Source organism: Helicobacter hepaticus ATCC 51449 (assembly GCF_000007905.1).
Lineage (GTDB): Bacteria > Campylobacterota > Campylobacteria > Campylobacterales > Helicobacteraceae > Helicobacter_C > Helicobacter_C hepaticus.
On the sequence record NC_004917.1, the window covers coordinates 727155 to 745497 of the forward strand.

The following is an 18343-nucleotide window of genomic DNA, read 5'->3' on the forward strand; positions in this document are numbered from 1 at the left end:
AGGAAAATATGAAAAAAACGATACATCTTGATTTTTTAGCAAATGTCCCTCTAAATGCAAATGCAAATGCCTTATTTGAGGATACTTATCCCAACGTAAATACGCTTGATAGCACTATTTTGCACACTTTAAAGGCAGATTCTCAAAGCCTTGCTTCATTTTTTGGCAAAACACATTCTCATACCTTTGATTATAGCAGTGGGAACTTTCTCGCACTTTTTAGCACCCTTTTTGCACATCATTATCATATTGTTCTAGCCCCTAGCCTTCATCAACAGAGCTTTTATGCAGCAGAACTTTTTAAACATATATCACCACAAGGTTTATCATTTCTTCCTCTCAATCAACAAGGCATTTTAGCATCTCCACAAGACAGCCATAATACTCCATATGCGTTTTTCATACCTCTTATTAATCAAGATATTCTCTCGCTCAATCCCATACAATCCCTTATTGAGCAGATTCTATCTAGCTACCCTCACGCGCTTATTTTCCTTGATATATCACTTTTTGTAAGCACACTTGAACAAGCACAGCTTGCATTTTTGCACACCTTGCAAAATCCTCAAATAATATTTTTGTGCAATGGTGAATCTATTGGTTTAATGCGCCCAAGTGGCTTTATTGTGAGTGATTTTGATACACTTAATCCTACGCATAAAGAAGCATTAGAAGCATTTTTTAACGCAACTCTTTTGCGCCCTCATCTTTTTAAGGCTGCGAGTTACGCTCTTAAATGTATTCTATCTAGCCCACCAATTCAAGATAGCAAACATATCTTTTTTGATAAACTTCAAGCCCATTTGGGTAAAGATATTTCGCTTTTTGCACCCCTTGAGATTACTACAAAAAATGCTTTACCTTTACGCTTTAAGCACATCAAAGCACGGCTTTTAATCCAAGCTCTAAGCATAGAGGGAATCTATGCCATTAATGGGCAAGATTGCTTATTTGGTAACGCTAAACCCTCCTTTGTGCTGCGTTCTATGGGGTATGATGAGCCAAGCACACGCGAATTATTGAGTGTAAGTTATATGTATTTAGATTCTATAGAATCTATCGCTCATATACTTGTTCAAGCTTACACTCAACTACGACAATTTCACACTTAAAGGAACTTTTATGACAACCTTTAATCAAGCATTACAAATAGGCATTTCATTACCTCCTACCAAGCACACGCATACTTTGCCTCTTTTTGAATCTTATGGCACAATTCTTGCACAAGATATTATCGCTACACGCTCACTTCCTGCATTTGATAACTCTGCAATGGACGGCTATGCCATTAGAATGCAAGATTATGGCACACATTGTATATGCGATGGAAGCATTTTAGCAGGAGCTGATAGCAGTGCATTTGCACTTGCACAAGGACACACATATAAGGTAATGACGGGTTCAATGCTCCCTCAAAACACCCAAGCTGTCGTGCAAATTGAATGGGTGCAAGAAGATGAATCAGGTGTGTATATTCCCGCACTAAATTGTAATCAAAACCTTATTCAAGGGCAAAATATCCGATTTAAAGGCGAAGAAATAGCTCAAGATTCGCTTCTTTTACAAAGAGGCAAACGGCTTAATCACCTTGATTTAAGCGTTATCGCTTCCCAAGGCATCAGCGAAGTGCAAAGCTTTGTGCCCTTACGTATAGGGATTTATTCAAGTGGTGATGAAGTTATTGAGCCAAATCAGAGTGCCAAAGCACACCAAATTTATAACACAAATGCTACCAGTCTTTACACACTCCTCAAACAACGTGGCTATGAATGTAGCTATGAAGGCATCTTACAAGATGACAAAAAAGCTCTTTGCGAGGCTATTGAGCAATTTAATAAATATGATGTCATTATTACAAGCGGTGGAGCAAGTGTAGGCGATGCAGATTTGATTAAAGAAGTATTGCAAATGCAAGGAGCAAAAATGCTTTTTGATGGCATTAATGTCAAGCCCGGACGCCATCTTGGATTTGCTACATTAGGAAAAACACTTATTATCTTGCTGCCGGGTAATCCCCTAGCCTTACTTCTTCATCTACATACACTTATTTTGTCTATTTTGGAATCTTTACAAGGAGGAAGTGCATTCTATCCTCAAAGTCTTAGCTTAAAGCTTGATGAGGCTTTAAAGCTCAAAGCCAATACAACTTCTATGATTCTAGGACGATGTGAAAATGAAACATTTATTCCTCATAATGGCGGAAAAATTGGTTCAAGCTCGCTGACAAATATGTGGAAAAATAATGCAATTGCTCTCTTTGATAATGTGCAATTCCTGCCAAAAGGCGCACCTATTAAGGTTATTTCCTATAATGCCGATTTTTGTGATATAATAGACTTCATTAATTATGAGATTCTTTAAATAAATATCTTAAAATAAGGAGTGATTATGACAAAGCTCTTATTCGGAGTAAGCGACACACAAGAATGTCGTAGAGCTATTCAGACTATTATCCGTTTTTTTGGACATCGCGAAGAAATTGAACTCACACTTTTGCACGTAACACCAGAAATTGTTGTATATGCTGAAAGCGGAATTGTAGATTATGGCACAATAGAAAATATTGAAAATGAAAAATCAAATGCTATTCTTAATGAATTTGAACAAGCCTTTAATAAAGAAGGTATTGCTTGTCAAAAAATTCTTAAGACAGGCAACCCTATTGATGTAGTGCTTGAGATTGTTAATAACTATGATTTGCTTATCATTGGTGCGAGTGAATCTTCACTCCTTCATAGAATCTTCAATTCACATCAAAATAGCTTCATCAACTCTTCTCCCATTCCTGTTTTGGTAGCGAAATAAGGAGTTGTAATGTGGGGGATTAGAAAAAATTTTCTTGCTTTAGGAATGTTAAGCAGTTGCTTCTATGGCTCACTTGAAGCTTTAGAGTTTGGGTCAATGGGTAACACTTCTGCGGCAATGGGTGGAGCTGGAGTAGCCTTGAAACATTCTGCGTGGGGATTGTATTATAATCCTGCGCTTCTTAGTTCTGACCCGCGAGTAAAAATGGGATATTCTTTGGGTATTGGCTTAAAAGAACATAATCTTGCTAAAATTGCTAAAATTGATATTAAAAATATGGCAAATACTGCTGAGCGACTTGTAAGCACTTTTGCTTCTGGTAGTGGAACAAATGTGGGTGAGATTACAAATGTTGTCAAAGATGCACTTAGCTCTGTGCTTACTTCAAGCGGACAAACTCCAACTGGTAATGTTGAACAAGATTTACAAACCTATCTACAAAATCATCAAGGCGGCAATTACAGCGATTTGATAACCCAAGTATTACAACAAGTCCAACAAAGCTCCTCTCTTAACCCTGAACAAAAAGACCTACTTAGCCATATTGCAGGAAGTATTGATTATGGTAAACTTGACTTTAGCCAAGCAGGAGCGGGTGGTGTAGCAGGACTTTTACAAGATATTACTATTTCTAAAGGCGGTGATAAAGGGCTTGATAAAGCTGTGAATGATATTAGTGCCGTGCAAGATATACTTAAAGATAATAACCTTAATGTTACAAGCCAAGATGGTGTAATCTTGCAACTCTCTAGCAAAACAATGAATGAAAAGCTAGGTTCTCTTGGCGTAGCAATTTTTGCCTCTGTGTATTCAAGTATGTCAGTCAAAGCTGATGCTTCTCGTATGCGTCTTATCATTGATGGTGGCAATGGTAGTTATTATGAGCTAACAGATAATGGTGATAGCTTTAGTTATAAAGTTTCGAATCAAACCGACTATAACAACTACTCACTCATTGCTGCCTTAGAAGATAGTAGCGATGCACACAAGCTTATTGCTACAAGCTTTGTGCTTACTGAACTGCCTATAGGCTATGCGAGGACTTTTTATCTCAAAAATGGCAACCTCAACATTGGTGTAACAGGCAAATTTATGAGTGCCATTAGCACCCAAAGTCAAATGAATATCAAAACAAATATAGACTTTAAAAAAGAGCTTACTAATTTTGCCTCGCTTGATAATGCTATTTCTTCAAATAATTTTGGTATTGATGTTGGCGCACTTTATGAGGTTGATTTCCCCGAATTTCGCTATCTTACCTTTGGACTTGTAGTAAAAAATATCAATTCCCCATCCTTTCAATCTACACTCTCGGATATTACTATCAAGCCACAATACAGGGCAGGGATTGGTTATAATTCAAAAAGATTTAATCTCGCTTTTGATGCAGATTTAACTCCAAATGATTTGATTGCATTTAGCAATATTAGACAGCAAAGTCAAATGATTGGAGGCGGTATTGCTTTTGATTTAAAAGCAATTGATGTGCGCGTGGGTGCAATGAAAGATTTACGCCAAGATACGGGACTTATACTCACAGGGGGACTTAATGTGCTTGGATTCCTTGATATTGCCTTGCAAACGAGCACCAAATTCACTCGTGTAGAGAACATACCTATTCCTCAATATATCAATCTACGCGTAGGCGGAAGCTTAAGCTTTTAGTTTAATAGGAGAGAAGACATAGCTGACCCTTTAGAAATTCTACAAGAGGGCTTAAAAATACTTTTGGAGGCAATGAATGAAAAAGTTAATTTTGCTATTAGGTTGTTTAGTTTTTGCGTATGCAGAAGTGGTTATAGGAGAATATGATTCCAAATATCAGCAAGAAGTATGCGGGGATGATTATCATTGCTCTGCTAGTGAGAACTTTATTCCTAATGTTGATATTTTAGAGGCTTTTAAACAAGACTTAAAAAAAGAAATCCAATTCCCAGAATATGAAGTAAGAGCGTTGATTTATAGGCAAATCATTGCGATGAACTTACCCAATGATAATGAGAGTTTAAAGAAAACTATTGTTATCACAACAGAGAGTGGTGATTTAAATGTAGAAGTAGAACTTACAAAAAGTAAAAATAAACTTGTAATTGCCTATATTGTCGAAGTAGAAGAAAGTATAAAAACTTATATCAAGACTCCTAATGAAGTTAAGATTTTTAATAAAACTTCAATGTTGTGATGTGAATATGTATAATTTTATCAAGAATCAAAGTGAGAGAGAAGTTAATCAAATAAAGCAAAGTGCGAGAGAATGAGGAATATTTTAAAAATCAAAGTGGCAGTAAATCTTTTGACATTTTTTGACACTTTTTAGACAAAAACTGACAAAATCCTCAACAAAACTATATACGATACCATCTCCTAGACAATACCGCACATTACGCTAAAATCCCACGCGCTACCCCAAAAAGTAAAAAGCCTTAAAAAGCCACATTAATGCGCTTTAAGCGCCCTTAAATCATTCGTTTAAAAAATCCTACAACCACACCGACAATGTCATATTCTCGCCCCTCTAGCTCTATATTTTCATAGCTCTTGTTATCACTTATAAGGCGGTATTTGGGGAGCTTTTGTAAGCGTTTAACATAGAGCTCATCATCAATACGCACTACACATATCTGCCCCTCTTTAGGCACACTCTTTTGGACTAGGAGTTGGCAATTCTCTGGGATTGTAGGAGACATAGAATCGCCTTTAGCAGTGATAATAGAAAGCCCAAGAAATGAGCTAAGCCCAAAGTGTGTGCGTAAAAAGCCCTTGTCTATGCCTACGCTTTGTGTGGGATACTCATCGTTTATTGCTCCACTTCCCGCACTTGCGACTACATCATCATAGATAGGGATTTGGATTGTAGAGGGATTATTGGAGACTAACGAATCTGACTTACGAACATCTAACGAATCACTAACGAATCCTTTTGGATTTGTGTAAGAATTGCCTAATGAGGTATCGTCATCTAAAAAAAATATCATAGGAACATTAAATATATCCGATACTTTTGTCAGATAATCGTAACGTGGCGACTGCGTGCCATACTCATAAGCCTGTAATGTCCCATAAGATATCCCTGTTCGTTCTGCAAAATCTTTCTGCGTCATTTGATGTTCGTTTCTTAACGCTACTAGTTTTGAGCCTATCATTGATTACTACCAAACACTACCAAAAAAGCAATAATTTCCATACATAACTCCTTGACTATACATAAAATTTTATGTATAATTCTATATATTTATTTAGAAATATTATCCAACAAAGGATAAGAAATAAATAAATCGGTTGGGCGGGCGGGTAGAATACCACTTTAGGAGCTTTAAGATGAAAGTCAAGAAGTTCAAAAAGTTGGTTGTAACTCTTAAGGTTTGGGGGCTAGAAATAGCCCTTAGTCTTAAGCTATAACCGAACTTACCCTCTGCTTTACAGGGGGTTAGGTCGGTATTATAACATAAACAAAGAGGCAAAGCAATGAAAAAACAAAGTTTAAGTGCAGTAATGGCAGCAAAAGGTATGAAATTACGCACTTGGGCAAAGTCTAAGGGTTTAAGCGAAAAGGACATAGGGCTTTTAAATCAAATTTCTTATGGACTTACAAAAGGTAAGCGTGGGAGAGCCAAAGAGCTAAGAGAAATGCTTGAGGCTGATGGATTTAAATAGCATAGGTGGCATAAATGGGACAATGGGTAAGTAGCAAGGAGTTCGCAGAATCTAAATGCGTATCACTTCGTGCTCTACAATTAAAAATTCAAAGAAAAAAGCAAAAAATTTTCTCTATTGATACATATTTTTTTATGTATCAATACAAAGAGGGCATAGGTCGTGGGGGTAAAGTCCTCCGCATTTGGAGTGAGCCTTTTAAGACGCAAGCAGAGGCGGAATCATTTATGCAATCTTACACACAAGAGCGAGTAGCATATCTTTCAAACACAGATTCTCATAAAACACAATCTAGCGCGCTTACATTCGTCCAATCTCAACACGCTACAACTTTAGAGCCAATATCACAAACTCAAGTTACAACACCTACAACACTGACAACACCGCATAAAATAGGCACTTCTAGCGTTTTAGCACAAGAGCAAGCAAAAGCCTTGAGCTGTCCATCACACTTTATACAAAGCGCACAATCTAAGACTATGTTTGATAATAAAGATGATGATGGGCAGTTGAGGGCTTTAGATGCTTTTAGCAAAGCTTCACAAAAAGATAAGAATCTCGCTTTGGAGAAAAAATCCATTATCAAAGAATGGGAGGCATATAAGGCAAAAGGTGTGAATGCAAAAGATTTTATCGCGCTGCTGAATGCAGGTGGGCAATACTCCATAGCTTTAAGCGAAAATAAGCTCTATGCGTGGCAGAGGGCATATAAGAGGGGTGGGCTTGAGCTATTACTTGATGAGCGAGGTAAAAATAGAAAAGCCCAAAGCAAGATTAAAGAGCTTGGATTAGAGGAGCTCACAAATAAGCTTATTTTGGCAAGTCGTGGCAGGGTAAATATCTCCTCATTACATAGAATGCTGCATATTCATCTTGATAGCTTAGGCAAGGCGGATTTGGCGGATTTTTTAGCAAAGCGCGATGAAGTGATAAGCTATTGTGTGCTTGAGCGATATGTCAAGGCTTACTTAAAAGCTCACCCCATAGAAGCAAAAATTATTTATCGCGGCGAAGATGCGGCGGTTGGGAATTTCCTCCCTGCACTTGGGCAGAGTAATTGGGCGGCTGATTCTATTAATCAAATCGTGGAGATTGATGCCACAAGCATTGATGCGATTATTGATACAAGCGAAATAGCGCGCTCTCTAGGGCTTGAGGTAGAGAACATAGAATCTTGGCAAAAGCGATTTGTGCTTATTTCACTCATTGATACTTATAGTGGCGTGTGTAGCTTCCATATAAGCGATACCGAAAATGCGCTCGGTGTCTCTCGCGCCATTGCAAAATACATCACTACCTATGGCAAACCAAAGTGCATTAAAAGCGATAATGGCAGCGCATTTGTGAGTAAATATATCAAAGAAGTGCTCTCCCGCCTTGATATAGAGCATATACGCTCTAAGGCGTATGCTGGGTGGTGTAAGCCCTATGTGGAGCGCAACTTTGCGCGTTTGCAAAATCACCTTATGGAATGGATTAAAGGCTATATCGGGCATAGCGTGAGCCAAAGACAAGCCATTGAGTTTTTCTTCTCTCGCGCACAGAGGCGACTTAAAAGAGGGCAAAAAAGCAATCAAACCAATCTTCACACGCTTAAAGAGCTAGGGCAGATGATAGATGCCTACACGCATTCTTTGATGAATAATGCGTATTTGCAGAGATTAGATTCTACACCCGCAGAGGCGTATAACGCGCGTGTAAATGAGGCAGTGAGAATCCACGAATATGAGCTTTGTTCTAAGCTTTCCCCGCTTGAGAGGCGTGCTGTGAATAAAAAAGGTATCGCTTATGGTGGGCTGTGGTATCAAAGTGCTGCTATGTTCGCGCATACAAGCGTATTTGTGGCAGCAAATATCAATAACACCAAAGAGCTTTTTATGTATGACGAGCAGCACCGCTTCATCGGCGTAGCGTCAAATCTTGATAGCGAGGAGATGAGTGCGGAAATGGCAAAGAATGCGCAAAAAATCTTTTATAAAGAGCTTAAAGCGCGCAAAGGCAAAATGCAAGAGGCACGCGCAGAAGTCGAGGCACAATTCCCACAAATGCTTTTACAAGCGCACAAGAAAATGCCAAAAACGCATATGCCCACACTCAAAGCCATTAATGATAGCAATCTCTATCAAGCAAAGCTCTTAGATGAGGCGCGTAAAAATGCGGTGGGCGCTGAAATTTTAGATACCACAAAGGAGGTAAAAAATGAAACACAAACAAAAAATATAAAAGATGTGAGCTGGGAAGCAGCGGTATTGAAAAAGGCAAAATAAAAGCGTTGGCTTTTTTGCAGGTGTTGCAAGTGTGGATTAACGCACCTATGGTGCGTGAATGGATAAGCACTTCCTAATAAACCCTAACCTTAGAAAACGAGTTGATGAATGCGAAGCAGTCATAACTCAAGCTTTAGGCGCAAAAGGTGGCTTTGCTACCTTTTGTAAGATTTTTACAAGTATGGATTAGCACTTCGTGCAAATCACTTGCTACAAAGCAAGAGAGAACCTTAAGAACTCGCTTGCAAGTGTGGATAAGCACAAGTGCGTATGACAACCAAGCATAGCGCGGTTGTAAGCGTATCCTTTAGGCGATACTTTGGGCTTCGCTCAAAGTATCAAGACATTAAATGAATGAAAAGGAAAATTATATGAAAAATGTAGATTTAAATCAAGTGTGTGAGGAGCTAGAGATATTTTTAAAAGTGCAAAATATCTCTCAAGCGGCTTTGGGTAGAGCTATTGGCGTAAGCAGTGCAAGTATCTCTACCTTTCGCAAGGGCGAGTATAAGGGCAATAATAAAGAGCTAGGGCGCAAAATCAAGCTCTACCTTGATAATTACGCAAAGAAAAAGAGCAAAGACATCAAGGAAGTGGCTATTTTTGAGAGTAAAGATAAGCAAATGGCTGATTTTGTCATCAATGAGGCGGTGAGAGATAAAGAGATTGCCATTATCGTAGGCTGTGCAGGGAGTGGTAAAAGCACGATTGCTAAAGATTATTCGCGCTTGCACCCCAATGCGATTCTCATTGAAGCTACACTCCATAGCACTGCTAGAGTGATTTTAGATGAGCTATGCGAGCGCACACATATTAGCGGCGGGAGAAATCTGCACGAAAAAGTGCTCCTTATAGCCAAAGAGCTTAAAAGGCGCGATGTGGTGATTTTCATTGATGAGGCGGAACATTTGAGTGTGAGGGCATTAGAGGATTTACGCAGGATTTGGGATTTTAGCTCCTGCCCTCTTATCCTCTTTGGCACGGAGATTCTCTTAAAGAATCTCATAGGTAAAAATGGCGAATTGCGACAGCTCTACTCACGCATAGGTGGCAAATGGCATTTGAAAGGGCTTAGCGAAGCGGAGACAAATGAGGTCTTTATAAAAGGCATACACGCCTATACAAAGGGCAATTTTCGCTCAAGCGTAAAGCTTTATAAAAGAGCGTGCAGACTAGCAGAACTTCATAATGTCAAACTTGATAAAGACATTATCGCTCAAGCAGTAAGTATGATTATTCTGTAAGGAGGGAGATATGAGCAAGGTTGAATTGTTTAAGCCCTTTTATATTTATGGGCGCAAGGCAAGGTATTTAAGCACACATTACTTTGTGAATAATGAGTATATATTTCTCAAAGGAGGCGTGAATGAGGTGATAAATGGTTATAAATGCGTTGATGTGGTAAGTAGAGACAAAGGAGGGATTCAATGGAATTAAAAAGCTTTGAAGATGTGGATATGAATCTTAAAAGGTTATGTGAGATTGAAGTGGCGATTGCTCATATTGAGGGTGAAGTAACGCTTGCTTGCAACAAGATTAAAGAGGAATACAAACCTCAAGTAGAAAGCCTTAACAATGAGGCAAACTTTATCCGCGCAGAGATAGAATGCTTTTGTGAAAGCCATAAGGCGGACTTTGCAGACAAAAGAAGTAAGGAGCTAGTCTTTGGCACGATTGGCTATCGCTTAAGTAAATCAGTGAGCCTCCCGCGCGTGAAAGTAAAAGTAGAATCTTTAATTGCAGCGATTAAGAGCTTTGGGTTAAGGGATTGCCTCATTTATGAGGAGAAGCCAAATAAAGAGGCTTTGAGCGAGCTAGATGAAGGCTCATTAGTCAAGCTTGGATTGAAGCGCGTAGTGAAAGATAATTTCCGCATTGAGCCAAAAATTGAGGCATTAGGGCATTAAAAATAGCTTTAAAGCACGAAAGGAGAGAATATGCGAACTCAACAATCAATGCTATGTGCTATCCATACGCACCCAAAATACAAGCTCATCAAGGAAGCACAGGCGTGGGAAGCGTGGTTAGAAGTGCGCTATGGCGTGGATTCTTGTAGATTTCTTAATGAAGCAGAGCTTTTAGAGGTGCTTGATATTTTAGATTCCAAAGCACCCGATAGAGATTATATACAAAGAAAAGGCGGCATAAGTGCGGCACAGAGGGCAAAGATTGAGGCAATAATGAAACAAAGAGGCTTTGGATATAAAGCAAAGAGGAGGTTTATCACGCGACAAATTGGCGCATATAAGCCTTTATGGGCGTTAGATAAAACAGAGGCGAGTAAAATCATCACAGGCTTACAAAAGATTACAGGAGAGCGATAATGGATAAGAATCTACTTGAACACATTTGTGAGAGTTACAAAAATGGTATGAGTTGGGAGAAAATCTATAAGACTTATGGGGGCGTGAGTATCTATGTGCCTAAGGTTTCCCCAAATGCGAAAGAGCACATTGTGCAGGAATTTAATGGCTATAATGCTGCGTTTTTGGCGCATAAGTATAATTTGAGCGAAAATACTATACGAGAGATAATAAGGGAGGCTAGGAAAAAAGGGAAGAATCCTCAAAAGTGAAATAATAAAATGGTTTAATAATGTGTGTTAATATGTTGTTTTAAGTGTTTTAAACACACTAAATTAAATAAATGCTAAATCCGATTATTATACAAAAAAGCTTGCTTGGCATAAAGGGTATGCTTTATGCTTAATAAGGAAAATGTATTTCATTTTGTTAAGGAGTGGCAAATGAAAAAAGAAGAGATTAGACAAGCAGTAGAAACTTCAATGAATAAGGTTTTTGGAGGGAATATGAGACCCAATGAGGGCAAAATTGAAAACCACTCATCAGATTCTTTAAAAGAATATTATCTTGGGCTTGCTCACAATGATGAAAAGGCGCAAAGACTTCAACAAGCAAAGATTGAATCTATTAAAAAGCTGGATTTAGAACAAATATGCAAGGATATTGATGAGTAACATACAAGATAGTATGCTCACTCAAGAAAATAAGGAGATTGTTACTGAAATTATTTTTGAATTATGCAAATTAGCTAATGAACATAATATCAATATTCCAGCAGATTATATGCACGAATGTATAGATGATATTATGGCTTTTTATGAAAGCTATCTCAAACAATTTGATTCTAAATTTTGTAGCATAGATTTTTATAAAATTGCCTCTTGGTTTTGTGTTCTTATGGCTACAAAAATTTATGAGTTTAACAAAAGCAAACAGCTAGAGCATAATAAAAATTGGCAAAGCTTAGTAATAATCTATGTATCACATATGCTTACAACACTGGAAAATGAGGGATATATTTTACAAGAATCATCTTATAAAACAAAAATTATGAAAATGGTTGTGATGGAAATTAAAGGTAAAGGTGAATTTGGCATTGGTAAAAATGGGCTTTATATGCTAATGAAATTAATATCAATCGTGAAGGTAAAAGAGCTAAAGGGGCGTTAGGTTAAAGTTGCACTCATACACAAAATGGGGGTGCCTAATAATCATAGAAGGGATATATGTTGAGATTATAAAAGCTAGATTCTACTTTAAGAAAGTGCGGGATTATCCCGCCCTAGTTTGTTCCTTGAATACCCTCATAATCCTCCCAGCTAAGCGCATTGATTGCCTCTATTGAATCTAGCTCCAAAAGACAGCTTTTTAAAACCCCACATTGAGATAAGATTCTATTTTTATGAGCGAGGCTGTCTGCATAGAGTTTGCTTATTTGCGCCTTTGTGTGAGGATAATTCGCCTTAGGCTCTTCACCCTTACGCGCTCTTAAGAATCCATCACTTTTTGATAAGAGCAATCCCAAAAGATTAATTTGGTCTCTCAAAGCCATATCATACATATATGACTCCCCTAGTGCATCGCTTTCAAAATGTGCCAAAAGCTCATCGCACTTAGCATTAAACTCCTGCTCTTTTTGCGCTCTTAGCTTTTTTAATTCTCCTGCAAACTGCTCTTGCAGTCTTTGTGGGAGATGAGAGGGTTTAAAAGGCTTTTTAAGATTCTCTGCTTGAACATAAATCTTCCCTTCCTCTTCCCCAATACAGATAAAATCACCTTGCACTTCTAAGACTTTGCTTGCTTGAAGTTCATATATTTGCATAGAATCCTCCTTATTGTTTTTGTAATGTGGGTGTGGTGTATTTGATACTTCCATCTCTGCTCGTTCCGCACGCATAGATTTCATTATCTGCTATGACTACTAAATGCGCTTCTGCTCCAAAACATTGCAGTTTATATTCACTCATTGCAGGAGGCAAAAGCACATTTTTCCACACTCTTGTGTTACTTGCATTGCCAACGCCTAGCGCACTATCAGTATTAAATCCAAAGGCAAGCAGAGTTTGAGTGTCTTTGAGTTTGGCTACGCAACGCGTATTTGCCCTATCCCAATGCTGCACGCTCTCTACATTTTCTAGCACTTTTTGTGCTTTTGCATTAGCTGTTGCATTGTCATTGCCATAGCCATATGCTCCTTTGCCCCACGCATAGAGATTGCCATTTGAATCTAATGCTAAGCTTGTGCCGCCAATACTTGCAGGAAACACATCAACAATCTCGCTTAGAGGCTCTCCTTGCTCATTTAAGAGTGTGGTAAAGATATTGAGATTCCCCACCGCATTTTGAGAGAGATTATTCTCTAGCGCATATCCTGCTCCGCGCACACTCCCATCTTCTAGGACAATCATAGCTGTGCAATAATGCGTATTAGAGCTTGTATTTATACTTGCTTTGGCAAGCTTGACTTGTTGATTAAAGCTAAGCTTAAATGGGAGTGTGAGATTTGTATTGCTGCCATTGCCACACGCACCTTGTTGATTATGTCCGCATACATAGAGTGCTCCCTCATTATCAATAGCCATAAACAGCCCAACATTGCCATTACTACAAAGAAAAATGTCTTTAATATCGCTTAAATGTGGGTTTTGTGTGAAAGTGGAAAGAGGCAGAGTATTCCCCACTCCAAGCTCTCCTATGGAATTGCTCCCACTCACATATACCAAGCCATTTTCAAGGAGGACAATCGCGGATTGTTTGGCATTAGATTCTGAAGTGCCACAGCATACTTTTACCACCCTAGAGGGAAAATCTACCCTTACAGGCAAGCTTAAAGCATTCGTGTGCCCTACTCCTGCACAACCTTGCACATTTGCTCCCCATACATAGAGGAAGTTCCCCTCTTTTGGCAAGGCATAAAAGGTCGTGTATCCACCAAAGACTTCAATAAATTCTATATCACTCGGTAAGCCAACTCGCGAGAAAAATGCGGCATTTGCCCTGCCGCTTCCTGTGTTATTATTAACACTCAAACCTTTCATATACACATCACCATAACATATCACTTCACCCTTAGTATTTTTGATAATATCTTGATAAGCCAAGCTACGATAAAGGTGCATAGACAAAAGCCTTTTTGAGCGGATATTTATATCTCTTAAAGCTGTGTTTAATGTGTTTATATGAGTGTCAATCTCACTTTTAAGCATATCGGCGTGATGATTGAGAATCTGCAATGGCTGCTCTAAGCTATAATCAAGGCTACTTAGCTTATTGAGTTCTGCTTTTATCTCTAGTAATGTTTGCATTTGTTGTGTTTGCTCTGTGGGCATTTTTACTCCTTGTTCTATTGATTTAATGTCTTACACACAGGAGCAAAGCCCCTGTGTGCGCCTAAAGCTTGAGTTATGACTACTAAAGCATTCATCAACTCACTTTCTAATGTCTTGCTTCGTGGGAGTTAATCCCACTTCGCGCCCTTCAACCCCAAAGGGTTTAATCTCGCAAGCGTCCAACCGCGAGGACAAAAGCCCGCGATTTAGGCATTTATTTCAACCTCATTTTGTCCTCCCCCACATAAAAGCCCTCTAAGTAAAGGTTATGATTGACTTCCACAGAATCTGTGCGTCCATAGATACTATTCCAATTACTTAATGCAAAATTCGCGTGTGATGTGGCACAACCCCAATCATCTCTACTGCCCCCACCTTTTCCGCCTAGAGAGTATCTCCAGCTATCATTGACATAATTCCCTGCATTGACATTTGGTAAGCCCTCTCTTTCAAATTCACCCACGCGTTTAAAATCACTGCAACCTTTAGCATAGACATTAGGCTTAGGTAGTCTAAAATAGCCTTTAGGGCAGTCCTCTTGCAAACTTTTGTTTGTATTTTTAAAATACATATACGCAAGTGGATATTCTCTTTTTTTGAGTAAGCTCCCCGCTTTCACCCAGCCTTGAGGCAAAGATGAGCGGAAAAAAAGCCCATATTGCCCTATTTTAGCTCTATGATGCAAGATTTCTTTACGCTCTTGAATAAGGCTTTTAATGGTAAAAAGAATAGAATGCAAAGTCGTGCTCCACATATCGCTTTTGATTGCACTTTGAGCTGCGATAAGTAATTGTGCTGCTTCAATCATTTGCTCTATTTGCGCTTTATAGATGTTGTGTTGCTCTAAAAGCTCTTTTTGCCCTTCTTTGATAACAACTTCCGCTTTCTCAAAGGTATGTTTGCCAATGTTAGAAATATCCAAACCAAAGTCATTCAGCTCTTGGACAAAAGTAGGCAAAGCCCCTATAAACGCATCAGCTCTTATATCAAAGCTTGCTGTATCATTGCTACTAGGCGGTGTGGGAAGCGGTGTAATAGTCCTCATACATACTCCTTTATAGAATCTACATTGCATCTATACTCAAAGGGATAATCCCAAAACTTAAATCACAACTTTACACCATTGCAATGCTCTTTTTTTATAAGAATTTTTTGAAATTAAAAGCCTAAGCCTCACTAAACTTTCATCATTGGTTTAAGGAGGTAGTATGAGGTTTTATGTATTGTTTGGAGTGTGTTTTGGCGTTTTTGCTGCACTTTTACTTTGGCAAAGCAACATCATTGATACAAAGGTGCAAAATAGATTGCTTCAAAATCACCTTTCCAATCAAAATAAGGCAATTAAAGAGCAAGCGTTGCAAAAAGAAGAGATTGAATCTTATAACGCGCAAAGCAAACTCATAGAGCAAGAGTTTCTATCAGCTTATTACATTTCACATAATCCACAGCAGATAAAAGAATATGAATCTTATAGAGATGCTATAGATTCTCAAACAGCTGCCCTCAAGCAATTACAGGAGGTGGAATATGCACTTGAAGTGTTTTATGCCTCTTCTCCTTAGTGCTTTGCTCTTAAGCGGGTGTGCAAGGGTGGTATATGAAGAGGTGCTTATCCCCACAAAATGTAATGTGGCAAAAAGAGAGCGTCCAAGCAAAAGCGGCAAAGTGAGTGTTGATGTAAAAGCGATTTTTGCTTATACACAAGCTTTGGAGAGAGATTTAAAAATGTGCAGGGGAGACAAGGAGATTCAATGAAAGCGATACTAAAACTCAAACGATTTTGGTTTTATTTTCGCTGGTTTTTGATTGGCAAGTATCACTGCGATATTTCGCCTACTCTTAAGCGGTTTTGGTTTGTCATACACAAGGCTTTGTGGGGTGTGATTATCATTTGTGTGGCTTTAAGCATAGGACGAGTGATTGAAGGAGGTTTGCTTTGATTGAGCATTATATAGAACTTTTACCCATTGCTGTTGTTGGGCTACTCGCTGGCATTGTAAGCTTTTTTAATGAAGAGGCACAAGAGGGGGCGGAGCATCGCCACCCTTTTAAGGCTGCCTTAAAGAGTTTGCTCACCTCAAGCTTTTTATGCGTGATGGTGTATGCCCTCTTAAGCGCTACTGATTTACCTTACCTTGCGCGAGTAGGCATAAGTGCAGCAATTGGATTTTTTGGCGTGGAGAAAGCTATTTCTTTAGCAAAAGAGCTTTTGGCTTTCAAAAATGGCAGGAGCAAAGGAGATACACAATGAGAGAAAGTAAGACTTACAAGGTTGTTCGCTTCGTGATTATGATTGCTCTTACGCTAAGTATTGCACTCAATGTGTATTTGTATGAATCACTATTTTATTAAAAAGGAGGGAAAATGTATAAGCTTCTTATTCAAAGAACGCACATTAGCAAACTTGCAGATGCAAAAGGTGAGAAAACAACCATTGGTGATGCTACTTTGCTTGATAGTAACAATAAAGTGCTTTTTAAATACTTTAGCGGAGAGAATGGCTCACAAAGCAGTGATGAGAGGGGTAAAGACCATCGCATAATGCCTCGCACTTACAAGCTGAAATGGAATTTCACTAAAACCGCAGTCGCAAAAAATGGATACAGAAATGTTAGATTTGATGATTACAAAGAGCTCATAGAGCCAAAATATCACGAGCGATACACAAAATGGGGCTTTAAAAATGTAGGGCTTTTGCTTTATACACCTATGCTACCAAGTTTTGAATCTCGCTGCATTTTTATTCACATTATGAATACAGGCAAAGATGTAGAGGGTTGCATAGGCTTAGGTAAAGGTAAAAACGATATGGGCATAGTAGATTCTACTTCTGCTATTGCCGAGTTTTATGATTTTGTTAAAAAGCACGGAGTGGAGAACTTTGAAGTGCAAATCAATGAAGTGCGCAGTAGTGCCCCCGCAGGGCTTTAGGCGTAAAAGGTGGCTTTGCTACCTTTTACAAGACATTAAATTAATAGAACAAGGAGTAAAAAATGAATAACACACAAAAGGACAACTTATTTTTAAGCGGAGGCGTGATGTATTTGCAGCCTTATTTGCCAGATGGAAGCTTAGGCAGCCAAAAGTTTGATATGGGCGCGACAGAGATAACTCTTACGCGTGATACAACAACCGCGAGTGCTTTCACACGAAGTAGTGGATTAAAGCAAAAAATCGCAGAAGTCGTAACTGAAGAGAACTATACGCTTAAAATTAAATGCAATAGCTTCTCTCCAGCCAATCTTGCTGCAGCTTTAGGCTCTGAAACAAAGGTGGTGGATTTTGCGGCAGGGGAGATACTCCCTCACGGAGAGGTAGCAGATAAAGAGTATAGATTCATTGAAATCAAAGCAGGAAGCAATCCTTTGCTTAAAGCAAAGCTTATCTTTGTAGGCGCGCCTGTGCAAGCAAGACAAGTGATAGGTGTAGTCTATGAAGCAAATATCAAAATGAGCGGGGATTTGCCGCTGATGAGTGAGGAATTTGCGACTATGGATTTTGAAGGCAGTGCGAATAAAACCGATGAGGGCTATTATACGCATTACATTCAGCAAACAAAATTATAAGCTATTAACAATATGAGTGCTATAAGCACGGGATTTAGGCGTAAAAGGTGGTTTTGCTACCTTTTACAAGACATTAAAATAATGAATAAGGAGATTTGAAATGAATAAAAGTTTTGTATTTAAAGTAGAGCGAGGAAGCCTTGAATTTGAGGCTATTTTAAGCACAGGCGAGAATGTGAAGCTTACAATTTTAGAGAGCAGCACCAATCAGATTCAAGAAATTGAACGCAATAAAGAATCCTTAAGCAGCTTAGAGATGACAAAAAAGCATTTGAGTGAGAATCTCAAAGGAGAGAGGGCGCAAGAGTTTATTGATGATTTAATGGAAAATGGCTCATTAGCAGATTTTTATATCCGCATAAACGAGCAATTTAGGGCATTAAAAGGCATCAAAAGAAAAAACTAATACGCTGGGCAAA

The 18343-nt window shown here is 38.7% G+C and carries 26 protein-coding genes; 22 read left to right on the forward strand and 4 right to left on the reverse strand.

All coding sequences use genetic code 11. The features are described from left to right. Nucleotides 1-8 precede the first annotated feature (8 nt). From HH_RS03665 to HH_RS03685, 5 genes are all read left to right on the forward strand, one after another. Nucleotides 9-1112, forward strand: coding sequence for a hypothetical protein (locus HH_RS03665; protein ID WP_011115584.1), 1104 nt, complete (start codon nt 9-11; stop codon nt 1110-1112). 10 nt (nt 1113-1122) lie between these two features. Beyond that, nucleotides 1123-2361: a molybdopterin molybdotransferase MoeA gene (locus HH_RS03670; protein ID WP_011115585.1), complete on the forward strand. Its 1239-nt coding sequence runs from the start codon at nt 1123-1125 to the stop codon at nt 2359-2361. Nucleotides 2362-2388: 27 nt separating this feature from the next. Next, the gene (locus HH_RS03675; RefSeq protein ID WP_011115586.1) at nt 2389-2805 is read left to right on the forward strand and encodes a universal stress protein; all 417 of its coding nucleotides are present in this window, start codon (nt 2389-2391) and stop codon (nt 2803-2805) included. Between the two features lie 9 nt (nt 2806-2814). Next, nucleotides 2815-4470: a conjugal transfer protein TraF gene (traF, locus tag HH_RS03680; protein WP_011115587.1), complete on the forward strand. Its 1656-nt coding sequence runs from the start codon at nt 2815-2817 to the stop codon at nt 4468-4470. Between the two features lie 76 nt (nt 4471-4546). Next, nucleotides 4547-4987 (forward strand): hypothetical protein, encoded by a 441-nt coding sequence (locus HH_RS03685; RefSeq protein ID WP_011115588.1) that lies wholly within the window; start codon nt 4547-4549, stop codon nt 4985-4987. Between the two features lie 274 nt (nt 4988-5261). Here the strand turns inward: HH_RS03685 and HH_RS03690 are convergent, their stop codons facing one another. Then, entirely contained in the window at nt 5262-5948 is a 687-nt protein-coding gene (locus HH_RS03690) for an XRE family transcriptional regulator (RefSeq protein WP_011115590.1), read from the reverse strand. A 322-nt stretch (nt 5949-6270) separates the two neighbouring features. Between HH_RS03690 and HH_RS03695 the strand changes: the two genes are divergently transcribed. From HH_RS03695 to HH_RS03735, 10 genes are all read left to right on the forward strand, one after another. After that, nucleotides 6271-6459 carry a hypothetical protein gene (locus HH_RS03695; RefSeq protein ID WP_011115591.1) on the forward strand — a complete coding sequence of 63 codons (189 nt, stop codon included), beginning with the start codon at nt 6271-6273 and terminating at the stop codon, nt 6457-6459. A 14-nt stretch (nt 6460-6473) separates the two neighbouring features. Continuing rightward, a complete protein-coding gene (locus HH_RS03700; RefSeq protein ID WP_011115592.1) occupies nt 6474-8726 on the forward strand; it encodes a DDE-type integrase/transposase/recombinase in 2253 nt (750 codons plus the stop codon). A gap of 58 nt (nt 8727-8784) precedes the next feature. Then, complete coding sequence (locus HH_RS09805) at nt 8785-8916, forward strand: hypothetical protein (protein WP_011115593.1); 132 nt, start codon at nt 8785-8787, stop codon at nt 8914-8916. Nucleotides 8917-9097: 181 nt separating this feature from the next. Next, entirely contained in the window at nt 9098-9970 is an 873-nt protein-coding gene (locus HH_RS03705; protein ID WP_011115594.1) for an AAA family ATPase, read from the forward strand. A 10-nt stretch (nt 9971-9980) separates the two neighbouring features. After that, nucleotides 9981-10163, forward strand: a complete 183-nt coding sequence (locus HH_RS03710) for a hypothetical protein (protein WP_011115595.1) — start codon at nt 9981-9983, stop codon at nt 10161-10163. Then, nucleotides 10154-10633, forward strand: coding sequence for a host-nuclease inhibitor Gam family protein (locus tag HH_RS03715; RefSeq protein WP_011115596.1), 480 nt, complete (start codon nt 10154-10156; stop codon nt 10631-10633). Before HH_RS03710 ends, HH_RS03715 begins: the two co-directional genes overlap by 10 nt. Nucleotides 10634-10663: 30 nt before the next feature. Next, the gene (locus tag HH_RS03720) at nt 10664-11050 is read left to right on the forward strand and encodes a phage protein GemA/Gp16 family protein (protein ID WP_011115597.1); all 387 of its coding nucleotides are present in this window, start codon (nt 10664-10666) and stop codon (nt 11048-11050) included. Next, nucleotides 11050-11301: a Mor transcription activator family protein gene (locus tag HH_RS03725; RefSeq protein WP_011115598.1), complete on the forward strand. Its 252-nt coding sequence runs from the start codon at nt 11050-11052 to the stop codon at nt 11299-11301. The genes HH_RS03720 and HH_RS03725 overlap by 1 nt, the downstream gene beginning before the upstream one ends. 171 nt (nt 11302-11472) lie before the next feature. Then, nucleotides 11473-11703, forward strand: a complete 231-nt coding sequence (locus HH_RS03730) for a hypothetical protein (protein ID WP_011115599.1) — start codon at nt 11473-11475, stop codon at nt 11701-11703. Next, nucleotides 11696-12199 carry a hypothetical protein gene (locus HH_RS03735; RefSeq protein ID WP_011115600.1) on the forward strand — a complete coding sequence of 168 codons (504 nt, stop codon included), beginning with the start codon at nt 11696-11698 and terminating at the stop codon, nt 12197-12199. Before HH_RS03730 ends, HH_RS03735 begins: the two co-directional genes overlap by 8 nt. A 112-nt stretch (nt 12200-12311) precedes the next feature. Here HH_RS03735 and HH_RS03740 read toward each other — a convergent pair whose 3' ends face one another. The 3 genes from HH_RS03740 to HH_RS03750 form a co-directional block, all read right to left on the reverse strand. Further along, entirely contained in the window at nt 12312-12851 is a 540-nt protein-coding gene (locus HH_RS03740; protein WP_011115601.1) for a hypothetical protein, read from the reverse strand. Between the two features lie 10 nt (nt 12852-12861). Continuing rightward, on the reverse strand, nt 12862-14358 hold the full coding sequence (locus HH_RS03745; protein WP_011115602.1) for an RCC1 domain-containing protein: 1497 nt from the start codon (nt 14356-14358) through the stop codon (nt 12862-12864). Between the two features lie 214 nt (nt 14359-14572). Further along, nucleotides 14573-15403 (reverse strand): hypothetical protein, encoded by an 831-nt coding sequence (locus tag HH_RS03750; protein ID WP_011115603.1) that lies wholly within the window; start codon nt 15401-15403, stop codon nt 14573-14575. Between the two features lie 163 nt (nt 15404-15566). On the opposite strand from HH_RS03750, the gene HH_RS03755 reads away from it, so the two are divergent. The 7 genes from HH_RS03755 to HH_RS03785 all read left to right on the forward strand — a co-directional run bounded on the left by HH_RS03755 (nt 15567) and on the right by HH_RS03785 (nt 18330). Then, nucleotides 15567-15920 carry a hypothetical protein gene (locus tag HH_RS03755; RefSeq protein WP_011115604.1) on the forward strand — a complete coding sequence of 118 codons (354 nt, stop codon included), beginning with the start codon at nt 15567-15569 and terminating at the stop codon, nt 15918-15920. Beyond that, a complete protein-coding gene (locus HH_RS03760; RefSeq protein WP_011115605.1) occupies nt 15904-16113 on the forward strand; it encodes a hypothetical protein in 210 nt (69 codons plus the stop codon). The genes HH_RS03755 and HH_RS03760 overlap by 17 nt, the downstream gene beginning before the upstream one ends. Further along, entirely contained in the window at nt 16110-16298 is a 189-nt protein-coding gene (locus HH_RS03765; protein ID WP_011115606.1) for a hypothetical protein, read from the forward strand. The genes HH_RS03760 and HH_RS03765 overlap by 4 nt, the downstream gene beginning before the upstream one ends. After that, nucleotides 16295-16609 carry a phage holin family protein gene (locus tag HH_RS03770; protein WP_011115607.1) on the forward strand — a complete coding sequence of 105 codons (315 nt, stop codon included), beginning with the start codon at nt 16295-16297 and terminating at the stop codon, nt 16607-16609. The genes HH_RS03765 and HH_RS03770 overlap by 4 nt, the downstream gene beginning before the upstream one ends. Nucleotides 16610-16722: 113 nt before the next feature. Further along, on the forward strand, nt 16723-17289 hold the full coding sequence (locus tag HH_RS09170) for a DUF5675 family protein (RefSeq protein ID WP_011115609.1): 567 nt from the start codon (nt 16723-16725) through the stop codon (nt 17287-17289). Nucleotides 17290-17351: 62 nt separating this feature from the next. Continuing rightward, nucleotides 17352-17924 carry a hypothetical protein gene (locus tag HH_RS03780; protein ID WP_011115610.1) on the forward strand — a complete coding sequence of 191 codons (573 nt, stop codon included), beginning with the start codon at nt 17352-17354 and terminating at the stop codon, nt 17922-17924. 100 nt (nt 17925-18024) lie between these two features. After that, nucleotides 18025-18330 (forward strand): hypothetical protein, encoded by a 306-nt coding sequence (locus tag HH_RS03785; protein ID WP_011115611.1) that lies wholly within the window; start codon nt 18025-18027, stop codon nt 18328-18330. The last annotated feature ends 13 nt before the right edge of the window (nt 18331-18343 follow it).